Origin of the sequence: Paenibacillus polymyxa (assembly GCF_018614975.1) — a bacterium.
In the GTDB taxonomy this organism is placed as follows: Bacteria; Bacillota; Bacilli; order Paenibacillales; family Paenibacillaceae; genus Paenibacillus; species Paenibacillus polymyxa_E.
In genome coordinates this window covers 155,853-177,127 of sequence record NZ_JAGGNR010000010.1, presented here as the reverse complement: position 1 = coordinate 177,127, position 21,275 = coordinate 155,853, and the positions used below count along the sequence as shown (strand labels likewise).

At 46.0% G+C, this 21,275-nt stretch carries 18 protein-coding genes and 1 pseudogene; 1 reads left to right on the top strand and 18 read right to left on the bottom strand.

The window, feature by feature from the left end:
- Window positions 1-40: 40 nt before the first annotated feature.
- The 4 genes and pseudogenes from J7E78_RS08130 to J7E78_RS08115 form a co-directional block, all read right to left on the bottom strand.
- Complete coding sequence (locus J7E78_RS08130) at window positions 41-409, bottom strand: hypothetical protein (RefSeq protein WP_215075744.1); 369 nt, start codon at window positions 407-409, stop codon at window positions 41-43.
- Window positions 410-1,025: 616 nt separating this feature from the next.
- Window positions 1,026-2,329 (bottom strand): annotated as a pseudogene (locus J7E78_RS08125) (IS3 family transposase).
- Window positions 2,330-2,453: 124 nt separating this feature from the next.
- Window positions 2,454-2,645, bottom strand: coding sequence for a hypothetical protein (locus tag J7E78_RS08120; protein ID WP_215075743.1), 192 nt, complete (start codon window positions 2,643-2,645; stop codon window positions 2,454-2,456).
- A 298-nt stretch (window positions 2,646-2,943) separates the two neighbouring features.
- Window positions 2,944-5,016 carry a beta-galactosidase gene (locus J7E78_RS08115; protein WP_215075742.1) on the bottom strand — a complete coding sequence of 691 codons (2,073 nt, stop codon included), beginning with the start codon at window positions 5,014-5,016 and terminating at the stop codon, window positions 2,944-2,946.
- A 181-nt stretch (window positions 5,017-5,197) separates the two neighbouring features.
- Between J7E78_RS08115 and J7E78_RS08110 the strand changes: the two genes are divergently transcribed.
- A complete protein-coding gene (locus tag J7E78_RS08110) occupies window positions 5,198-6,049 on the top strand; it encodes a helix-turn-helix transcriptional regulator (RefSeq protein ID WP_215075741.1) in 852 nt (283 codons plus the stop codon).
- Window positions 6,050-6,166: 117 nt separating this feature from the next.
- Here the strand turns inward: J7E78_RS08110 and J7E78_RS08105 are convergent, their stop codons facing one another.
- From J7E78_RS08105 to J7E78_RS08040, 14 genes are all read right to left on the bottom strand, one after another.
- Entirely contained in the window at window positions 6,167-6,502 is a 336-nt protein-coding gene (locus J7E78_RS08105) for a DUF3024 domain-containing protein (protein ID WP_211083012.1), read from the bottom strand.
- 114 nt (window positions 6,503-6,616) lie between these two features.
- Window positions 6,617-6,886 carry a 30S ribosomal protein S14 gene (gene rpsN / locus J7E78_RS08100; RefSeq protein ID WP_036605831.1) on the bottom strand — a complete coding sequence of 90 codons (270 nt, stop codon included), beginning with the start codon at window positions 6,884-6,886 and terminating at the stop codon, window positions 6,617-6,619.
- A gap of 91 nt (window positions 6,887-6,977) precedes the next feature.
- Window positions 6,978-8,174, bottom strand: a complete 1,197-nt coding sequence (locus J7E78_RS08095) for a GTP-binding protein (protein ID WP_215075740.1) — start codon at window positions 8,172-8,174, stop codon at window positions 6,978-6,980.
- Window positions 8,175-8,505: 331 nt separating this feature from the next.
- Window positions 8,506-9,771 (bottom strand): staphylopine family metallophore export MFS transporter CntE, encoded by a 1,266-nt coding sequence (gene cntE, locus J7E78_RS08090; protein WP_311516957.1) that lies wholly within the window; start codon window positions 9,769-9,771, stop codon window positions 8,506-8,508.
- Complete coding sequence (gene cntE, locus J7E78_RS08085) at window positions 9,768-10,961, bottom strand: staphylopine family metallophore export MFS transporter CntE (protein WP_215075739.1); 1,194 nt, start codon at window positions 10,959-10,961, stop codon at window positions 9,768-9,770. The genes cntE (J7E78_RS08090) and cntE (J7E78_RS08085) overlap by 4 nt, the downstream gene beginning before the upstream one ends.
- A gap of 14 nt (window positions 10,962-10,975) precedes the next feature.
- Window positions 10,976-11,722: an ABC transporter ATP-binding protein gene (locus tag J7E78_RS08080; protein ID WP_215075738.1), complete on the bottom strand. Its 747-nt coding sequence runs from the start codon at window positions 11,720-11,722 to the stop codon at window positions 10,976-10,978.
- The gene (gene cntD, locus J7E78_RS08075; RefSeq protein WP_215075737.1) at window positions 11,723-12,532 is read right to left on the bottom strand and encodes a staphylopine uptake ABC transporter ATP-binding protein CntD; all 810 of its coding nucleotides are present in this window, start codon (window positions 12,530-12,532) and stop codon (window positions 11,723-11,725) included.
- A complete protein-coding gene (gene cntC / locus J7E78_RS08070; RefSeq protein ID WP_215075736.1) occupies window positions 12,513-13,400 on the bottom strand; it encodes a staphylopine uptake ABC transporter permease subunit CntC in 888 nt (295 codons plus the stop codon). The genes cntD and cntC overlap by 20 nt, the downstream gene beginning before the upstream one ends.
- Window positions 13,400-14,332 carry a nickel/cobalt ABC transporter permease gene (gene opp1B, locus J7E78_RS08065; protein WP_215075735.1) on the bottom strand — a complete coding sequence of 311 codons (933 nt, stop codon included), beginning with the start codon at window positions 14,330-14,332 and terminating at the stop codon, window positions 13,400-13,402. Before opp1B ends, cntC begins: the two co-directional genes overlap by 1 nt.
- 78 nt (window positions 14,333-14,410) lie before the next feature.
- Window positions 14,411-16,039, bottom strand: coding sequence for a staphylopine-dependent metal ABC transporter substrate-binding lipoprotein (gene cntA / locus J7E78_RS08060; RefSeq protein ID WP_215075734.1), 1,629 nt, complete (start codon window positions 16,037-16,039; stop codon window positions 14,411-14,413).
- 215 nt (window positions 16,040-16,254) lie between these two features.
- On the bottom strand, window positions 16,255-17,556 hold the full coding sequence (locus J7E78_RS08055) for an opine metallophore biosynthesis dehydrogenase (RefSeq protein ID WP_215075733.1): 1,302 nt from the start codon (window positions 17,554-17,556) through the stop codon (window positions 16,255-16,257).
- A gap of 57 nt (window positions 17,557-17,613) precedes the next feature.
- Window positions 17,614-18,408 (bottom strand): SAM-dependent methyltransferase, encoded by a 795-nt coding sequence (locus J7E78_RS08050; protein ID WP_215075732.1) that lies wholly within the window; start codon window positions 18,406-18,408, stop codon window positions 17,614-17,616.
- A 43-nt stretch (window positions 18,409-18,451) separates the two neighbouring features.
- Complete coding sequence (locus J7E78_RS08045) at window positions 18,452-19,312, bottom strand: diaminopimelate epimerase (protein ID WP_215075731.1); 861 nt, start codon at window positions 19,310-19,312, stop codon at window positions 18,452-18,454.
- 291 nt (window positions 19,313-19,603) lie between these two features.
- Window positions 19,604-21,235, bottom strand: coding sequence for a glycosyltransferase family 2 protein (locus J7E78_RS08040; RefSeq protein WP_215075730.1), 1,632 nt, complete (start codon window positions 21,233-21,235; stop codon window positions 19,604-19,606).
- Window positions 21,236-21,275 lie beyond the last annotated feature (40 nt).

Here is a 21,275-nt window from a genome sequence, read left to right as displayed (position 1 = left end):
ACCAGCCTCCACATATATGTGGACAGGCTGGTTTTTTGCCTTATTTGTCGGCAATATTGACGATATTATCATCTACACGATAAAGGACATAATTACTATTCCATATTTTCGTAGAAACAACAGCCTTTTGATTGTCTTTCTCAAAGAAAAATGTAGACCCTTCCTGCTGCTTGAATTGCCAGCCTTTTTCCACCATTCGATCTTTAAGAATTTCATTACGGTTCTCACTTAATCCAAGATATTGCCCCTCTTCATCCATTTGAACAATTGATACTTCCGTTGTATTTAACTTATACATAAGTTTTAAATTGTTATAACCAATGCTGTTGACGTATGTTGCTCCAAATAAGACTAAAAGAATAATAAACCCAATAAAGCTAAATAAAATTATCTTCCATTTTTTCTTCATCCGTTCCCCCCCAGACAATATTTACACTTATTATTTAAACGGTCCTGAACATCAAATAGTTACCAATAAAAAAAATAATCCGACTAATATTTTCTTTCTATGCTTTATTTATCTACTCCCCGTATGTAAGATGCGAAGCCGCGGCAGTGTCGCCTGGCCAACTCACCGGCTGGCTATCAACTACCAGTAGTTTTATCACTACTGCACCTACAATTTACACCAATTACAAAAAAACTCTTGGCTCTTATTCCGAGAGATTAAACATTCAATCAATAACCGCCCCTGGAAATATCCCTCAATTGGTCTAATGATCCAGCATTATGTTGATCGGCTACCTGGACGCGGCGGTCATCGTGGATAGGTATCGCCGGCGCAGTTCCGCATCGATCCAGACAGAGATTCCGCACTCTGCCGATCCCACACCTGGGGGCAGTATGGAACCGGCAGCTCGCAGGTCCTTTGTAATGTGAGTTTTCATAATCTGATTCAATACAAAAAAGCAGCTATCATTTGGACTGCTGCTAATAAATATTATCTTACAAGCCTGTAGCATTAGATAAAAAAAAGACCTTCTCTAAATAAACTGTACCCTATGTAAAGGACATTTCTAAAAAAACTATATGGCTTCAAGAAGATGATCTCTGTATTGTACAGGGGTCATCCTTTTTAGGTTCCACTGGTATCTGTAGTGGTTGTAGTAGGTCATATCTGCTCTGATTTCACGTTTGACTTCGTCCAACGTGGTGCAGCTCTTTTAGGGAACTTCATCCTTAAAATGGCCAAAAAACGACTCCTGCGGAGCGTTATCCCAGCAGTTTCCTCGTCTGGACATGGATTGCCCAAGATCCATACTTTTCACTTTCTTCTGAAAATCCGGATGAGTGTAGTGGATGCCTTGATCCGAATGAATGAAGGCGTCTTCGGTCTTCTCGAATTTGCGATTCTTCTGTAAGTGAAGCAAGGTATTTGTCGCCAGATCCATGGTCCTTCGCTCCGACACATGATAAGCCAAAATTTCATTGGTCGAGCTGTCCTTAATGGTGGACAAATAAGCACGCTTCCCTTTTCCATAACTTAAATAGGTAATATCAGTTAGAAGTACCTTGCCCGGGACTCCCTGTTTAAAGTTACGTTGTAACAAGTTAGACACGGTCCGATGTTAGTGGGTTGCCTTCATCATTCGCTTATACGGATTGGCCTTTCGAATGGGGCACACGATATCATATTTTTTCATGATTCTTCGGATCCGCTTCAGGTTCCAGAAAATCCGATACTGTCCTTCCAGTGTAATCTTGATGGAGCGAGCTCCCTTGTTACGCTTTTTGAAATGGAAGGCGCGGTTGACATGAACCCTCAGCTCTTCATCAGCCTGTTCGTTCTGATAGCGTCTGTGGATGGAGGAAGGGCTCCAGTACTGGTAGTATCCGCTTTTGGAGACACCTGCAGCCTCACAAAGAACACTCACCATTCGCCTTAGATGGTATTTCTCAATCACGGTTCGGATCAACTTGTATCGAAGACCAAGCGCTAGATTTACTCGTGATCCCCCCTCCCGTTCGGCCATGCGAATCTTTTTTAAGAGTTCATTCTCTGCTTGGAGCAGGTGAATCTGCGCTTCGAGTCTCGCGTTCTTCTCTTCCGAGGTTGATTCTCGCTTTTCATGTAAACCTAATTCGCCTTGCTCTCTGTAACTGGCTCTCCACCGTTTCCCAGAGGATTCGATACGAGTCATCCCAATCATCTGTACGTTAATCCACAGACCTCAAATATGTCTCTGGGCAACCTCCCTTGCTGATTGGATGAAATAAAGAATTGTTTAAACTCGTCTGTATACGTAATTCCTTTCGTAGATACGGACTTTACATACGGGTTTGCAGAAAGTTGCTTCACTTCGCCTGCTGTAAACATTTTTTTACTCATTGATATATCTCCATTCCTATCTTTTTCGAGGCATAAAACAAAAATACCCTATAGATAGACTTTTTTAAAGTGCCTATTCTATAGGGTACAGTTAATTTATGCCAGGCTCGTTTTTTCTTTTCTTCTATGTTTTATTATGAATGTTGTAATATAGTCGATTATCTCTCTTCCGATTCGGAAGACTTCCGGACTGACTCACTCGACCCTGAGATACACCAAGCATTTCCGCCCATTTCTTTTGTGATGCAGAAGGGTACTCTTCCATAATCATAACAAGCCGCAGCGCTGTATCCTTAACGAGTATGTTTCCTTTCATAAGTAAGCTCTGCCGGGGGTTGTTTCAACGGAAAGAACCACTATCTTTCTGGAATCTCTCTGTCTCTCTGCCCCCGCTTCACTACTCTCTGAAGCCTCATTTATACACGAACTGCATATGAAATAATCTTTAAATTAGGTAAGTAGCTCCGTTGAGGAACAAAATATACATTCACATGTTCTATACTTCCGCAAAATTATGCGTGGATCATCAAAAAAATATTCAATTGGATCGCCATGCTCGTCCCTAGGTTACGCTTCAATTCAATAGGCAATACAATTAAGGATGAATGGATTCCTCATTGCGGTAAATCGATCTCCAGGATGAATACACCATACGCGGGCATGTTGATCTCATTCTGAAGTGTTGTACCTGACAGTAACTCTTTTGCTTGCTTCTTAATTTTAATGGGGACTTGTTGATCCGAGTAGTTGAGTAAAAATACATAAGCTTTATCCTTACCGGAACGGATACCAAGCTCAACTTCGGACGGTACCTCTACCAGGTCACCCACAGGTGAAGATAGCTCTATTTCATCCAGGAGAGCATCTACGACCGGTTCATTGTAAGCCGCTCCATAATACCATACTTGCCCCTGACCTACTGTACGTTTGGTCAATGCAGGACTACCTGCATAATATTCGGATGTATACTCAGCCATGACCTGCACGTCAGCATGCTCCACATGAAGAACTTCGTTAAATCCGGCCGTTGGCGTTCCTCCCTGAAGTCGCTCACTCGCCCCACTCCATTGCAGTTTGGCTGCTGGAACGGTTCCTTTGATTAAGGTAAAGTCCTCTACAGTTACACCGCACAACTCAGCGACAGCCCCAGGGAACGGTCTCATATAACAATGCCCCCTGAGATCCTTATATCCGGTGCGCGCACCGAAAAACAGAGTGCCTCCTTGACTGACATAGGCTTGCAGAAGTTCAGCTGTCTCGTCTGTCATGATGGCCGGGTGAGCATAGATGATCACCTTATATTCAGATAACTCTTCCAGTGTTGTCGTTGGTTGCAGTGTAACCATGTCCGTCGGAATATGACGATACTGGAGCTGCTTATACCAGGAGCGTACACTCTGTTGCTGAAGCGGACCGTGCCACTCGTCCAACTCTCCATCCCAGATGTTATCGTAATCCTGTAGGATCGCAACATTGGCTTGATATGTAGTGCCCGCAATAACACGCCCGATCTTGGCAAACTCTTCTCCTACTTGTGCAACCTCGCGTACTCTTCTGTTGGGTTGATTATGGTAATCATTGATGCCATGCCAGTACATCTCGGTGCCAAATGTTGCCGTCCGCCAGCGGAAGTAGACGAGCAGATCTGTTCCGTGAAGAACAGATTGATACGACCATAATCGGATCTGTCCCGGTCTTGGCGTACCCATGCCTATACTGTCGACCCAGCCTCCTGGCCCAGACTGTTGTTCCATGACGCAGAAGTTCGGTGACATGTTGCGTACGTTGGACAGTTTCATGCTCCAGGCCCGATCTTGTAATGAGTTATCGTCTGTTCCTGGGAAGATCGTGGCAAACTGAGGATACGAATCATAAGAGAAGAAATCCAACAGGTCTTCTGTCATTTCATGATTATCCAAGTGTCCAAACGTACCGTTCGTCGTGATCCAATGTTCAGGGTCCAATTCCCGAATGATGTCCACCTGAGGCTTGGCAAATGAAATGGTATTGGCTGAAATGAATCTCTTTTCATCTAATGCTAAATGAGGATTTGGCGATTGGCTGACCATATTTCGGGTAAGGTGAACTTGCTCCCAGTCGGTATAGGTCTGACTCCAGAAAACGGTTCCCCAAGCCTGGTTCAAATTCTCCAACGATTCATAACGATCCTTTAACCATTCACGGAAGGCGACATGGTCAGCCTCAGCATAGAAAACATCCATATGACAATTGAATTCGTTATCGATCTGCCATCCAATGAGAGCCGGATGATCTTTATAGGCCATCACCATATTACGCACGATTTTCTCACATTGCTGTCTGTAGATTGGGCTGCTGTAGTTGGTATGACGCCGCATACCGTGTTGATACAACACCCCGTCCTTATTTGCGTTTAATACTTCAGGATATTTGGATGTTAACCACGCTGGTGGAGTTGCAGTAGGTGTTCCCAAAATAACGCTCAAACCGTATTGATGCGCCAGATCCAGTGCCTTCTGGAAAAAACTAAAATCGAACTGGTCTTCTTCCGGCTCGAAGATGGACCATGCGAATTCAGCCATTCGAATAACTGTGATATTCATCTCTTTCATTCTACGGAAATCGTCCTCCCACAACGCTTCCGACCAGTGCTCAGGGTAATAACAGACCCCTATTTTCAATTCATCCATCTGGATTGATTTTGCCACCTTTAATTGCCCCCTTAACCTGCCATATTGCCTCCATTCTATTGGAACCTTCACATATAATAAATGACAAGATTATGCGACTTATAATAAAATATTGTCATTGCTAAATATTCAAATAACAGTGGGATGAATCTATTCCAGTTCATTACATAAAAATATTGCGTTCAAATGGAGGATGCACGTGAAAGAACACATCTTTCTCCCCAAGCCTATTTTCCCCAGACATGTATGCTTTCCCGATTTTATTGGAGGGTACAGTGACTTTCCGAAGCATCGTGTACATCGAGAATATGGCACTACCGAAATCAACTTGGATCAATGCTACAATCTGCATCTTGTCCTGAACGGTAAAGGATTCCTGGACACGGGAACCACTCGTTATGAGCTAACACGAGGGCAGGGATTTCTCTATGGTCCCGGTCTCAGACAAACCTACTACTCAGATTTGGATGATCCGTGGAGTATTCGTTGGATTCATTTTTACGGCATTCGTCTCGAGGAACTGTTAAATGGAAAAGGCGTTGACGAGCCCTGGCTGTTTCAATGCTCCAACTTCCCGGTGGTTACCGCGCTCATGGATCGATTACTGGAGCTAGGCAGAGGCTATCAGGTGGAGGACGAGCACAGCATGGCAGCAACACTCTATGAACTTCTGACCCGATTGCAATCCGCTGCGAGCCAAATCAATGTTTCGCTCAATCACACTTCAGAGCGAATTCGAGAAGCAGGGAATTATATTCGTTCCCATAGTAACGAGCACATTACACTTGACCACGCTGCCGGGATTGCCGGATACAGTACAACATACTTTAGCCGAAAGTTCAGTCAGACGTTTGGAATCTCCTTCCCTGAATTCCTGATGGAATCCAGGTTATTACATGCGAAACAGCTGCTCGCAACAACCAACCTTTCCATTAAACAAATTACGCTGGAAACGGGATTTTCACAGTCAAGCTATTTCATCCGATGTTTCAAAACCCAGGAAAACGTAACACCTATGCAATTCCGTATGATGCACAATCATTCGTTATAGGCAGATATTCCTTGAACAAGCTGACGTTAAAGAAGACTCTGCATACAACATGCAGAGTCTTCTTCGGTCATTATTCATATAAGTTCATTTGTATCTTCGTCCTCGTTATCGTCACCCTCACTCACGCCAGAACAGTCCGGCCTCATCCCTTTCAACCTGCTCGAGCACATTTTCAAAATCAGAACAAGGTGTAATAACATCTACCGGATTCCAGCTGCTCTGTTCATCTCTGGCGTACACTTTCCACTGATTTTCTTCCCAGTAAAATCGGGCAATATGCATCTTGTCCCATTGATACCGTTCCTCAGCGGGTCTTTCTTCGGTCAGGATCAATTCATTGTCATTCATCTCATATGTCAACTTCACCATCGTACGCAGTGGCGCAGGTACCTTCTCGTGAATATATCCGTTCATTACAGACTGAATTCTTCGTAACGTAAACAAGTCCAGCATGAAGATGCACATCCTTTCAGTAAAATACCACCTCTGTTCTAAGCACCGCATACAGCTCCCAGCACACATACCCTGCCTTCATGCAAAGGTGGTCAGCTACATCCCTTGATTTGTTTACCAGCTGGATTTTGTTACGCCAGGAATCTGTCCTTGATGTGCCAATTCACGGAACTTAATCCGAGATACCTTGAATTTGCGTAGATAACCCCGCGGGCGGCCTGTCACTTCACAACGGTTCTTTAGTCTGGTCGGAGATGCATTACGTGGCAATTTCTGCAATGCTTCATAATCCCCTTTTTCCTTCAGTTCCCGGCGCAGGTCCGCATATTTTGCCACGATCGCCTGACGTTGCTTCTCACGTACCACTTTTGATTTTTTAGCCATGAATTACAGCTCCTTTATCCATTGAATTTATGTTATTTATCTGAACGTGGTTATATAGCTTTACTCCAAATACAGAACCCGCATCTCCGACTTATACAGCTTCCACAGGCCATGGCAGGGGATTATCAAAATGACCCCAGTCGGCCAGCATTTCTTCATCACTGAGCAGGCACTGGTCCAGCTCATCTTCAATGCTCGCACGCTCCATGTCGATCCCAATCATGACAAGCTCCGTCTGACGATCTCCCCACTGGGCATCCCATTTCTCCAGAACATCCGGTTCGTTACGTAAAATCTCTTCTTTGTCCGCTTCCGGCAACGCCGCGACCCAATGTCCCGCAGGACCGAACTGAATGGATGGCCCTGCCTGACTAAGGCTTGCAGCAACATCCCCTTCAGCCGCGAGCCATACTAAACCTTTGGCACGTACCACTTCTTCCGGCCAGTAACTCATGAATTCTGCCAGACGAGAAGGATGGAATGGCTTTCTGCGGCGATAGACAAAGGAACCAATGCCATATTCCTCGGTTTCCGGGGTATGCGACTCCTTCTCCAGCTCCTGAATCCATCCAGCGGACATGCTCACTTTCTCGAAGTCAAAGCGGCCTGTGTTCAGAATCTCAGACGGATTCACCTGTCCATTCTCGGTCCGAATGATCTTGGCGTTAGGCTGTAACTTGCGGATGATGCCTTCGAGCTTGTTCAGCTCGGTGTCATCGACCAGATCACATTTGTTCAGCAGCAGTACATCACAGGTTTCGATCTGATCAATCAACAAGTCTACGACGTCACGGGTGTCCTCATCTCCGGTCGCCTGGTTACGATCCAGAAGACTCTGTCCTGATCCAAAATCATGCCAGAATCGATTGGCATCCACTACCGTTACCAGACAGTCCAATCGGGCCAGGCTAGTCAGGTCAATACCCGACTCCTCATCGGCGTATGTAAAGGTCTGTGCAACGGGAACAGGTTCACTGATGCCGGTGGATTCGATCAAAATATAGTCATACTTGCCTTCGTTCACCAGCTTCTCAATCTCCTGCATCAGATCATCTCGCAAGGTGCAGCAGATACAGCCATTGGATAATTCCACCAGCTTCTCTTCGGTTCGAGACAAGGTTGCCTCCCCCTTGACCAGCGCAGCATCAATGTTCACCTCACTCATGTCGTTGACGATCACCGCAACCTTAAGCCCTTGTCTGTTGTTCAACACGTGATTCAAAACCGTCGTTTTCCCTGAACCGAGGTAACCACTCAGTACGGTTACCGGAACTTGCTTTTGTGTCATAGATCTCTACTCCTTATATTTGCAGTCTGTGTAATTCGGACTTTAATAGTAATTATTACGATTAACAACAATGACTATAATCCTGTTAGACGGTCGTTGTCAAACTTTTTTTACGAAATCGTCCAGAAAATTGATAAATTCTACTATCTAAAAAAGACCCATGGCCTGTTTCCTCCAGCTTGTACCCTGCGGTACGTCCCAGAAAATTCAGTCCATAAGCCTTTTACTTTACATTCCCACCTTGGTGCTCCAATCGCACCTCAATAACTGATAGCTGGCAGCAACATCCGGCTGTCTACCACTACACAGGATCATTCCCTTACCCTACCGTTCAGCTTGCCACCACAGATCTGGCCTTATTCCCCGCTTCCATCCGTTGCCTGAAAACAACCACTAGAACCATCGCTGCAATAGAGAGCAACGTGCAGATCATAAACATGGTCGAATACGAACTCAACTGTACAATGAATCCCATCGCCAGTCCACCCAAAGAGAAACCGAGGTCATACGAGGACATGAAGATCCCCATGAGTACATATCTGGAATCCGCAGGCAGCACAAAGGACAGATATGTGGTTAATGTCGGGTACAACAGTGCCAGGGCAAAGCCGCTAAACACCGCGGAGAGATACACCAGTGACCCGATGGTCTCCATTAGGCTGAGTAACTGAGTTCCCATTGCTGCGCACAGCATTAACCCTGCCATCAGCCAGGTATTCCAGCTACCGTCGGACGGAATTTTTTTCCGCAAAATAAACCTGCACAGGATCACAACCAATCCCTGAATCGTCAGAAATACCCCTGCACTCGCCATTCCGGTGGATACCATATACAGGGGAAGAAAGGTCGCTGTTGCCCCAAAGACGCAGGACGCAAACAACATCACCACACTGCTAATCAGCAGTGGCGTACTGCGCCAGATACCGCCGAATGAACGAAACATATCACCCAAGGTGTACGATTTGTTCTGTACGGTACTCCGCGGCAGATCCACATTATATCCAATCAGAAGTGGCAGAGCCGCCAGTCCGATCATAAGCAGCGTAAACGCCAGATCGCTGGCATTTTCCCAGATTTGTATGGCAAGGATCGGAATGACCAGAGAAGGAACCATCGTAAACAGGGTGTACATGGACAGCCCCTGTGCCCGGTCTTTGTCCTCCAGCTTTTCCACAATGCCTGCCTGCATCGTCATGGAGAAAAAGGCCGTAGCCACCCCTTGCAGGGCTCGTAACCACAGATACGTCTCCACACCAAAAACAACAAATAACAGCAGCGTTCCCGCATGTAAAAGCAATAGCCATTGCATCACTCGAAGCGGCCCATGCTTACCCAGCAGCTGCGCTGCAAAAGGTCTCAAGAGCATACAGGTGAACATATATGCCCCCATCATCAGACCAATCTCAGCCTGATTTAATCCCGCGGCTTCGCTTCGCAAAGGCAGAATAATCGTCAAAGCTGAATTCGCTGCAAAAAATAAAAAGGCCAGCATATAAAACCGGATAAACGAAAAGGATACCGGATTTAATTTTCCATTGGATGTTGCCGTCATCGAAGACTTCAAACGTTCGTCACCACTTTCTCTTCTGGCAGTCAACTCACAGATGTACCTGTCACGGTTCTCCGCCGTTCATAGGCAAAAACGATCATTACCGCTCCTAGGATAGCACACATCATGTACATAAATGAATAGGAAGAGAAGTCTGCGACAGGTCCCATAATCACACCACCCAGAGAAATACCCAGATCAGCCATTGCGATAAATAACCCGATCAGGATATTTCGGTTCAGCTTAGGCAATACAAAAGACAAATAGGTCGTGAGCGTCGGATACAGGATGGCTTGAGCAATGCCCATGAATATAGCTCCGACATAGAAAAAGACTACGCCTCCAGTCACCGAAAAACTTACACATTGGGCAGCAACAGCCAAAATAAACATTGTACTCATAATAAAAGGAGAATGCCATCTCCCGTCAGAAGGAATTCTTTTCCGGAGCATGATTCGAGCCAGCACCACCGTTCCTGCCTGAAGCATTAGATACACACCCGCATTCCCATTCGGTACTTGGCTTGCATACAGCGGAATAAAGGTAGTAATTGCACCAAATACAACGGAAGCCGCAAGCATCAATACACTGCATCTCAACAGAAACGGATTCTTCACCAACTGAGCAAACGATTCCCACATACTCACGTTCTGCCCCGAAAGATTCTCAGCAGGCTGCTCCTTGCCTGGTTCCATTTTGGCGGTATATCCGAAGACGCCCGTGCAGACAGCAATACCGATCAGAACCACTGTAAAATAATCCATGCCACCGGTCTGCCAGATTCCTAACGCGATAACAGGCCCCACGATCCCCGGTATATAACTGAACAGCGAATAATACGAAATCCCCTGTGACCGATCTTTCTCCGGAAGTGCATCAATAATGCCAATCTGCAAAGCCATGGAAAAGAACGCGGTCGATACCCCCTGTAAAATACGAGCAACCAAATAACCTCCGAGTCCCGTAAAGGTATATAAAATCAGCGCAAATCCATTGATAATCAGAATAAGACGCAATATTTTGATCGGTCCGTGCTTTTGAATAATCCGACCTGCCCAGGGTCTGAAAAACATCGTTGTGAACATATAAGCGCCCATGATCAGTCCGATCGTTGTACCGCTCGCGCCCAAGGACGCCCCTTGCAATGGGATGATCACGTTAAGAATGGCATTGGCACTGAAATAAAGAAGAACCAATATGTACAAACGCAGAAAAGGCCAAGACATCGCTCCACTCACAATGGGTGTTCCTCCTAAAATGGTATTAAATGCTTCAATAATTTCTTCGCATAGTCTGACTGAACATCCTTTAGCTGCTCAATAGGAACGATCTCTTCAATCTGACCCTCTCTAAAAATAATGACCCTGTCACAGATATAAGCTGCCGCCTGAATATCATGCGTAATAAACACATAACTCATCTTGTAGATTTCCTTTAATTGTTTTAACAATTGCAGCACCTGGATCTGAACAGACACATCCAGAGAACTGATGGCTTCATCCAATAAAATACATTTCGGTGCCGTGGAAATGGCTCTTGCAATACATACTCTCTGAGCCTCTCCTCCGGATAATTCATGCGGATATTTCCTTCTGTAGGACGGGTCCAATCCAACTTGATGCAACAACTGATCAACCTTGCTTTGGATGTTCTGTTGCACCTTTTTTTGAGCTTTCAGGGGCTCGATGATCGCTTCTTCAACAGTAAAAAAAGGATTAATGGAAGACGTATAATTTTGAAATACAGCACTGATATTTCCCATTCTTACTCTGCGATCCTTCACGTTTTTCCCCTCGAACAGAATGGTTCCACGATCTGGCTTTTCAATGCCCAAGATCAAGCGTCCCAAGGTGGATTTACCACTTCCACTTTCGCCAATGATGCCCAGACATTCACCATGATGGCATTCAAATGCAACATTCTTCAAAACCTGCTGTCTTTGTTTGGAAAACAGGTCGCTCTGTCTATAGGATTTCTCAATGCCATCCACCTTCAGCACTTATAACCCCTCCTGCATCAATTTCTTGAAATGGTTGCTCAGCTCCAGTCGGGTAGACACTAAATATTGGGTATATGGATGTTCCGGTTCTGAAAACACGGACTGGATATCTCCTCTTTCAACAATAGCTCCGTCCTTCATGACCATCACTTCATCCGCAATTTTCTGCACCACACCGAGATCATGTGATATAAACATCATGGAACAGCCCATACGTTCGCGTAATTGAATCAATTGTTCAACCACCTCGTACTGAGAGATTGTATCCAGCGCGGTTGTCGGTTCATCCGCAATAATCAGATCCGGCTCTAACACCAGTGCCAGCGCAATCATGAGTCGCTGTAGCATACCGCCGGACAGCTCATGCGGGTATTGATTCAGGATGTCTTGCGGATTTTTCAACATGACGCTTTCCATCGCATTTTTTATTTTCCGCTCGATCTCCCGGGTATTCCAGCCATAGTGTTCCTGAAGGGTCTCCCGGATGTGAACACCAATCACACAGGAAGGATCGAACGCACTCATGCCATTTTGCAGAATCAGGCAAAGATTTTTCCCTCTTTTTTTTCTCATCTCTTTTTCCGTAAGCTGGTTCAGATTCTCACCTTTGAATAAAATGGTTCCGGATTGCTGAAGCCACGTTTTATTCAGTCGCATAATGGACCTGCACGTCACGGACTTGCCACTCCCGCTCTCCCCTACAATGGCCAGACAGCTTCCTTGTTTTACCTGAAATGAACTGTCATGAATGATGACTTTGCCCGTACGGGTATCCCAAATTTTCAAATGTTCAACCTCTACTATATTCATAAGCCGTTTTTCCCACCTCTTTCTTGCGGACCTTGTCTTGAAAGGTCATTAATTTGGGATCCAAGGCAACCTGAAGTGCATCCGACAGAAAATTAAATGCCGATACCACAATGACAATAGCCAGGCCAGGTGCCAACATTAATTCAGGTCTGGAGAACATGACCTCCCTTGCCTCGTTTAACATCATGCCCCATTCTGCATGCGGTGCCTGAATCCCGAGTCCGAGAAAGGATAGCCCCGAGATCTGCAGCATCATGGAACACATGGAACCACTTGAGATCACCGCGATATCGGCAAAGGTAACCGGAACAATGTGCCTGGTAATAATTCTCAGACTGGGCGTGCCAGAGGCTTTGGCGAATTTTACATAGTCCATCTCGGAGAATTGCATCACAGAGGTGCGAATGACGCGTGCAAACCAGGCCCATTTCATGATTACAAAGGCGATCAAAATATTTTCCAGCCCTGAACCCAAAATGCCGACAACCGCCAGTGTCATGACATAACCAGGGAAGGACAGCATGATGTCACAGATCCTCATTATCAAAGCATCTGTTTTTCCCTTAAAGTAACCGGCAATAAATCCGACAATAGCCCCAACGAAAACAGACAAGGACAATGCAACCAAAACCCATAAAACACTGGGACGAATACCGTAAATGAGCCTGGATAAAACACATCTGCCCAAGTGATCATTCCCTAACAGGTACGCCCATGATGAGGATGCATATCGAAGCTTCATGTTCACTGCCTCGGGGTCATGTGGGGCAAATAAAGGGGCAAATAGGCCAGCAACAATTGTAACTGCGATAATCGCCAATGATGTAATAGCCAGCTTGTCTTTGCTCAAATTTCTCAATATTCTCATCAGATATCCTTTCTCAACCTGGGATTCATCGCAGCATTGATAATGTCCGAAAGGGTGTTAAACAGCACAAACGTTACCGCCAAAATCAAAACATATGCCTGAATAATCGGGAAATCCCTGCTTAGAATCGATCGCACGCTGAGCCTCCCGAGCCCAGGCCATGCAAACACATTTTCGATAACGACGGTGCTCCCGAGCACGATAGGGATCGCCATGCAAAATATCGATACCGCCACTTGCAGTGAATTTCTCAAAATATGCATGGTCACCTTTTTCTCGCTTAATCCGCTTGCTCTTCCATAGAGCACATAGTCCTCATTCAGATTGCTTAACATTGAACTTCGCACTGTTCTAAAATAAATGCCTGTGTAACTTACCGTGATCACAATAACCGGCAGAATATAACTCTTGTAGGAGTCCATCCCGCTGGTTGGCAACAGATCCAGCTTGACGGAAAAGTACCAGATCAGGATTGCCGCGAGCCAGTAGGATGGCATCGCCGTAAGGAAAAATGAGATGCCTCTTACCGATTTATCGATGACTTTCCCTTCTCTCATGGCACAGATCACACCCAAAAAAATGGATAAGGCAATAATAAACACCGATGAAACCAGCGTTAACTTTAACGTATTCAGAAAGGCAGGACCTACCATAGACCACACGGATTCGCCGGATACATAGGAGCTGCCAAAGTCGAACTGTAAACAGGCGATAATCCAGTTCACATACTGGATGACAAATGGTTTATCGAACCCCAATGCTTTGTTGGTTTGGGCAATTAATTCATCTGTGATCTGGGGAACATCCTGTGCCTGCAAGACCACTACAGCAGGGTCCAGAGGAGAGAGATTGATTAAAACAAACGTTATAAATGAAATAATGATCAGTAAAGGTATGGCCAGCAGTACTCTTCTGATGATATAACTTCCCATATTCATCTCCTTTTTGGACGAGTTCGAATTCATTCCAAAATAAAGGGGGGATTATGCTCCCCCCTGTTGATGTCATTTCTATTTAAATTTCATCTGCTCAAATGGCAATTCATATTGCGTCTGCTTGAATGAAATTCCGTCCAGACTTTGGGGAGCAACTACGGTGACACGTCCGTTGGTAAGTGGAATAAATACCGCTTCATCATGAACGATTCTCATAATATCGGCATATAACGCTTTTCTGGTTTCTTCATCTGTAGACACCATGACTTCCTCAATTTTTTTATACAATTCCTCTGCTTGGGGAATGCCGCTTGTTGTATGTTTATAGGATGAATCCGAAGTAAACGCAGAGATTGTGCTCTGTGGGTCGTATGCCAGTCCCCAGGTCTGATTAAATAATAGATCATACTCGCCCGTTGACCTTCTGTTTGCGATGGAAGTGGACTCCTCCCCGACAATTTCTACCTGCATCCCTAATCCTTTTAACGAATTTTGGATAAATTCTGCCTGTATTTTTTGGGAAGAGGAATTGCTGTCATAATATAAGGTCATGGCCAGAGGCTTACCATTTTTCGTTCTCACAGCTTCACCATTCGCCAGTGTCCAACCCGATTGTTCCAAAAGCTCTTTCGCGGTTTCCGGATTGTAATCCCGTTTCTTCAAGTCAACATCCGCGTAATTGACGTTGGATGAAAACAAGCTGTCCGCTACCGTTTGCGTACCATCAAAAATATCGTTACTGATGCTTTCCCGGTCGATGCCATACCATACGGCTTCGCGAACAGCTTGATCGTGAACCGGGCTATCCATTTTGCTGCTATTGGCTACAATCATGGCGGTATTCATCGGTTCACTTCGCACGATTTGATAATCACCAGACTCGGCCAATTGATTCATGGCTTCAATATCAATGCTGTCTGCCCCCCGATCATCGGTAAATACAAAGTTGATTTCTCCCTTTTGCAATGCCAGGAATGTCGTTTCTCCTGCCGGAAGAACCTTGGATGTAATCTTCTTGATTGCAGGTGCACCACCCCAATAGTCCTCATTGGCTTCAAACGTAGCATTCTCTTCGACTTTATGAGCAGTAAGCTTATAAGGTCCTGTGCCGTGGAAACCACTTACTCCGTCTTTGGTTCCGCCATTTTTGAAATCCTTGGGTGATATGAAGACGTAAGGTCGTGTCATAGACAATTCCACCAGTGCTGGATAATAGGCTTCTGACAGCGTCAGCTCCACTATATGCTCATCGATTGCCTTTACACTTGTGATTTTGGTAGACAGCTTAATCCAGGCATGTTTTTCCGCATTGGCCTGAACCGCATCAAAATTTTGTTTGACTGCTTCTGCATTAAAAGGCTCGCCATCATGGAATTTCACATCTTTGCGCAGATGAAACGTATACGTCTTGCCATCTTCTGAAATATCCCATGATTCAGCCAGCAGCGGCTTGATTCCATCGACCGTGTTTTCGACCAGAGACTCGTATACCATCCCTTGGGCAGGCATGGAGCCGGGATACAGATGGGGGTTCATATCATTAATATCTTTGGCTGAGGCATAGATGAGTTCCGTTTGCACCTGACTACTGGCAGGCTCCGTTTGGGCGCTCTCTGTCTCTTTTGTGCTCTGAGCGCATCCGGCGAGCAGCGCAATGGCAGACACCAGCAATAGTATGGATGTAAAAGTAAGACCCTTTTTCACAACATTTCCTCCCGATTAGTAAGCAAGACTAAAAATTTACACTTGCCACTTCGATGACAGAACAACCTTCCGATCGCTGTTATCCCCGAATTTCTTGAATCTATCTCCTAAAGGTAGTATTTCGGTGATAAAGGCGAGCGCTTCGCTTCTTCAGGTTTTTTCTGTCCTCTTCGTTATTGTGTAAAACTAAATTCAACTTACTTAAATTAATATAACTAGACCCAACTACTTGAAAGTCCGGTGCAGATCATCCGGATATCCTCGTCAAAGGATTGGATCACAAAGGCTTCGGACAAGCGTTGATTCGGGTGTGCATCAGCTACTTCCTGAATCTTTGCCACATACCTGGCGATAAATTGATCAATGGTTGGACAGCTCACATCGAGGTGTCTGGCAATGCCCTGAATGATTTTGATGCGGTAGTAATCTTCATTGGGCATACGGGGGATGTCCAGTTCCCCTTCGCGGTTCATGAACGTTTTACGGAATGGGACTGCCGAAAAGTCAAAATATTTGCCTTCCGAATCGGGTTCCGAGAATGGATCAATCAATAATGAGGTGTACCGTATGTATAATAGATACTCTTGATGAATGACCTGCAGCTGATCGAAATTCTCGATATCCTGACGTGATATACTCTCTAATCGAACCGGATAGTTGTCATCCGTCATGAATTGAAGCAGGTTGACTCCCTGAATATCAAGTCGTTCCGTAATATTCATTATCTCCTGCCACTGTGCCCGCATTTCCCGGATCAAAACCTGTGTAATCGGACCTTCAGGATACATCTTGTATACGTATTTCTGAGTATCTGATGCTCCAAAGATGGCTTCTAATGAGAAGTCATTCATGAACAAGGGTGGATGCACGTACAACGAGATATTTCTCGTTTCCGCCTCCAGTGGAGATCGCATCCCTTCCAGCACAACACCCAAACGTTCATAAACTTGGCGTAACTTGCTGACCTGTTGAGACGGGTAACGAGTGGAACCGATATAGACCTTTTTCTTAACCCCTGTTGTAATCACATGATTCGACGGATGTTCGTGCATCCAACGGGTATCTCCAAGGTAGGTAGAGAAACTGATCACTTCCGGCTCTGCATTCCGCTCTCTCATGTAATGGGTTACGAGTCGATTCGACCCGAACGTTGGAGAAACCAGAATGATACATTTCAGCTGTTTGATGAATTCACTATTCATTTGTTCCAATACATCGATATAAGCATCCGTAGTTACAGCCAAAATGAGTGTATCCCATTCCCCTTCAATGGTGTCATATCCCTTGAACACATGATCAACGTAACACTCACCTGCGAGCGGCTGATGTTTCTCATTTTGAATGCTGACCTGAATACGCCCATTGCTCTGTTCGAGGGCTGAGAATACGGACGCTGAACGAGCCGATTGTCTCCCGGCAATGCCTATACAGCAGTTGAGATGATGTTTGAGTGTTACCGCAAGCTGAATGGATGCAGGCCCTGTTCCAAGTAACAGAATTCGCTGTAGATTGGTCATATAAGCCTCCTTTTTTTCAAAGTTCAACCTAGACTCCATTTGGATTGACTTGGATGGCTATGCTTTCTGGTACAATGCAATATCAAACACATCATCCGGACGCAGGATCGTATCAACCAGCTTCCACTTGCTGCCGTCCGTCTCTCTCATCGGATAATTGAACAATGACTTTAACTGGTCACCATATCTCATGGCTACAACCACCTGCGCATTCGTCAGGGCATACAGTTGATCAAGCAGCTCATATTTAGGGGCCACCGTAGAGCTGAAAATGATATGGGTTGCTTCCTTGGTATAATCCAGATCCTCCAGCAATGTTGACTCCAAACGAATCTTCAAACCCGTGCCCAGGGTCTCCACCACTTTTCGCCCGAGTGTAATGGACTCTTCGTCAATATCGATCCCGACGACCTGTGCACCTGTTCGCTTGGCGATGAGTAATGGTGTCATTGGGAATGAACCGGAGCCTACCAACAATACGTTGGATTCGGAAGTGACATGGAAACTGCCGAATTCTTTATCGATACACTCTTCTATGTTTTTGAAATAATCAGCAATCTGTACATCCCCGTTCTCTAACTTTAATGCACGATATTTCTCCATGATCGCCACACACAGGGCTGATTTATTTCTTAACTGCCATACAAGCGAATCCAGTTCTTCCAGCTCCGAATGCGCGAGCTGTTCCCAAGCTGCCTTATTCTCCGGATCAGTCACAAAGCGGGAGTAGTCATTGATCACAGCCTCCAGCTCCGAACTATGCTGAATCGTATGATCATACTTGCTCGCAAGCTGATCGAATTTCTCTGCAAACTCACTCAAACATGTCTGAAAATGGACCAATGTGATCATTTCTTTTCCCCCTATACGTTGTCTCGATCATGCATCATGTACCTCATGCGTTTATAACGCTCCATTCTGCTGGAGCATCTATGAAGGCTTTGCCCTGTGCCACGATGCCAACAGATCCTTCAATCGTAATACTCCCAAGTTCTGCGCCTTCCCAATGGGCTACCACTTTGATCGCACCACCGGGCTGCTTGATGTACTGCGTAATCTGCCTCTGCTGGCTCCAAGCGAGATAGGCTCCTACGGAGGCCGTACCCGAACCACACCCTCTCTCCCAGATCAGACTATCCAGCTCCGGAACATAGATGAGTGGGGCCATTTCTTCCAAGTGTGATTGATATAACAAGATACCGATCAGCTTATCTCCAAGGGTTAATCCCAGTAATCTTGCAAGGGTCTGTGCCCTCTTCTTCATCATATCGTCGAAGTCATCGACTTCGATCACGATATGGATGAACTCAGCGTACCGGATGATCACCATATCGAGCTCGATGCCTTCGTATCGGATTGTTCGTTGTTCGATCTGCTTCGGTATCGGCATGGCTACCTGGCATTCATATTCGTTCTGCTGCTTCTTCACATGGCACATGATCAATTGCTCGGTTCCAGAAACCTCCAGCACGATGTCCATCGATTCCTGTTGTGCCAGTCCTGCTTCAGATGCGAGGTGTGCTGCAAGTGCCATGCAAGCATTGCCACAGAACTCTCCTCCGGCCATTTCCAGGTGGGCAGCGGCTTCCGGTCTCCTCGTTGGTTCAATGAATCCCACTTGCTCAGCGTAAACGTTGTCATACGACATTAGACGAGTTGCAATATGACTGTATTGCTCGGCTACATGATCCGTTTTAACCAGAATCGTCATGTTTTGGGTGGGACTGAACTTGATAAAATCGATCTCCTGTTTCATCGCAGCAGCTACTCCTGTTCTTCATTTTTCTCTAATAGTAATTATTACGATTAAAAGGTCGAGAAAAATATAGCACATCTTTTTGGGGACCGTCAACAAATATTTCCATCATTAAATTATAAATTTGAAAGATGGCTTATTTTACAGGAATGAATCGCTCTGCTCAATAGTCTAGCTACCTACTCATATGTAATATTCGGATGCGGAATGAATCAGAGCGATTCCACAGGATACCGCTACATTTTCCATTCCGCATCATGCTGCTGATTCGCATAAACAGATCGCCTGACATTACAGATCCGGGTTCAAGAGCTGAGGTGGGGCGATAATGGGCCAGCCTTCTTCCATCGAATTCAGTTGGTCCGCAGACACATTGATAATATGCCCAGAATGTACACCCCAACGTTCTGCCGCATAGACCGATACAAATCGTCTCCGCTTGTCTCCGCTGATCTGATATCGAATCTCGGGTGCATCCACTGCGGCAACAATACTTCCTTCTGCCCAACCATTGTGAGAACTCTCAACTGCTGTCGTGGGTAACTGATGTGTCTCCATCGGCCAGCCTTGCAATTCCCCCGCTGATATCAGTGCTTCTCCGGCAGGAATGGCGAGCAGGTCCGGTTTGGCAATCTGAACAGGAGATATTCCACGCGGTACAGGGATATTCAGCTTACGCCGCCGACCGCCAGTTAAAGTATAGACATCACCTTTGGCATCGGACAGGAACGAACCTTCCGGGTAGAAGTCATAACTGTGTCTGAACTGTAATGCTGGATCTTGGCTACCCTGCGTTGAGATTCGCTGACGCGGATCCATTGGGTTAGTGTCACCATCCTCTTGTTGACCGGATGGGGTACCAGAGGTTTGTTGTCTCGCCAAGCGGGAGGTTTCGGCAACCAGCGCATGGGGATCTCCCCACTTTTGGCTATAAAACTGCTCGTTATCCTTATTCACTACAGCAAAGTCTTGCTCACCCAAGGCTTTCATACTGACACTTCCGAAGTGGTGGATAAAAGCATCCCCGGCTACCGCAAGCTGGTATCCTGCCAGCTTCACCCGAATGATCCAGTCGTCATCTTCGAAATTGCCCACCGCGTACCCTTCGTCCAGATAACCTACCCGTTCCAGCAGCTCCCGTGAGAACAGCCAGCAGAATCCGACCAGGCGATCGGTTATTCGATGTTTGTCTGCATCCGGACGATTATGTGTGGCGGCAAAAGGCCACATCTCTTCTACCTCACGGTACGGAACCTGAATCTGCTGATCCCCGCCAATATAGTTGGTCACCGGACCCACTACACCAATCTTCGGATCACTGGCAAGACAAGTCATCATGTTATCCAGCCAGCCCGGAGTAACGAGCGTATCGTTGTTCAGCACAAGGATATGTCGTCCTCTCGCCATCATCAGCCCATGATTGACACCTCCGGCAAACCCCCGGTTCTGATCCAGGGCAGCAACCCTCACCATGCCGCCTTTGCGGAGCATGGCCTCGGCAGTTCCATCCTTGGAGGCATTATCCACGACAATGATCTCGAAGGGGGCAGGTGTATGCTTTTCGATACTCGACACACATTGCAGCACATAGTCCCGCTGATTGTACGTGGGGATAATGATGCTAACTCCTTCAAAAACAAGACCAAACGAGCTCTGTCCCTGGCGGACACCTTCGTTGTATCCTCTGTTATACCCCTGTTTGTAGAGCCTTGCGCCTTTGGCTGTGCGCCTGCTTTTGCCTTTACGTCTGGATTTCCGTATTGAGCGACGACCTGCTGCATGAAGGACTGCCATGTCAGATCGCGAGACATCGTACTGTGTGGCACGGCGGTCCGCTTTTTTTTCGCTGCTTATGCTGCCATTGCGGTTGTTTTCACTGCGGCTATGACGTTCTTCCCCGCGCTGTTGATCGGGTGTGCTCATGTTGCTCCCTCCATTTCCACTTGTCCGTGAGGCCAACACG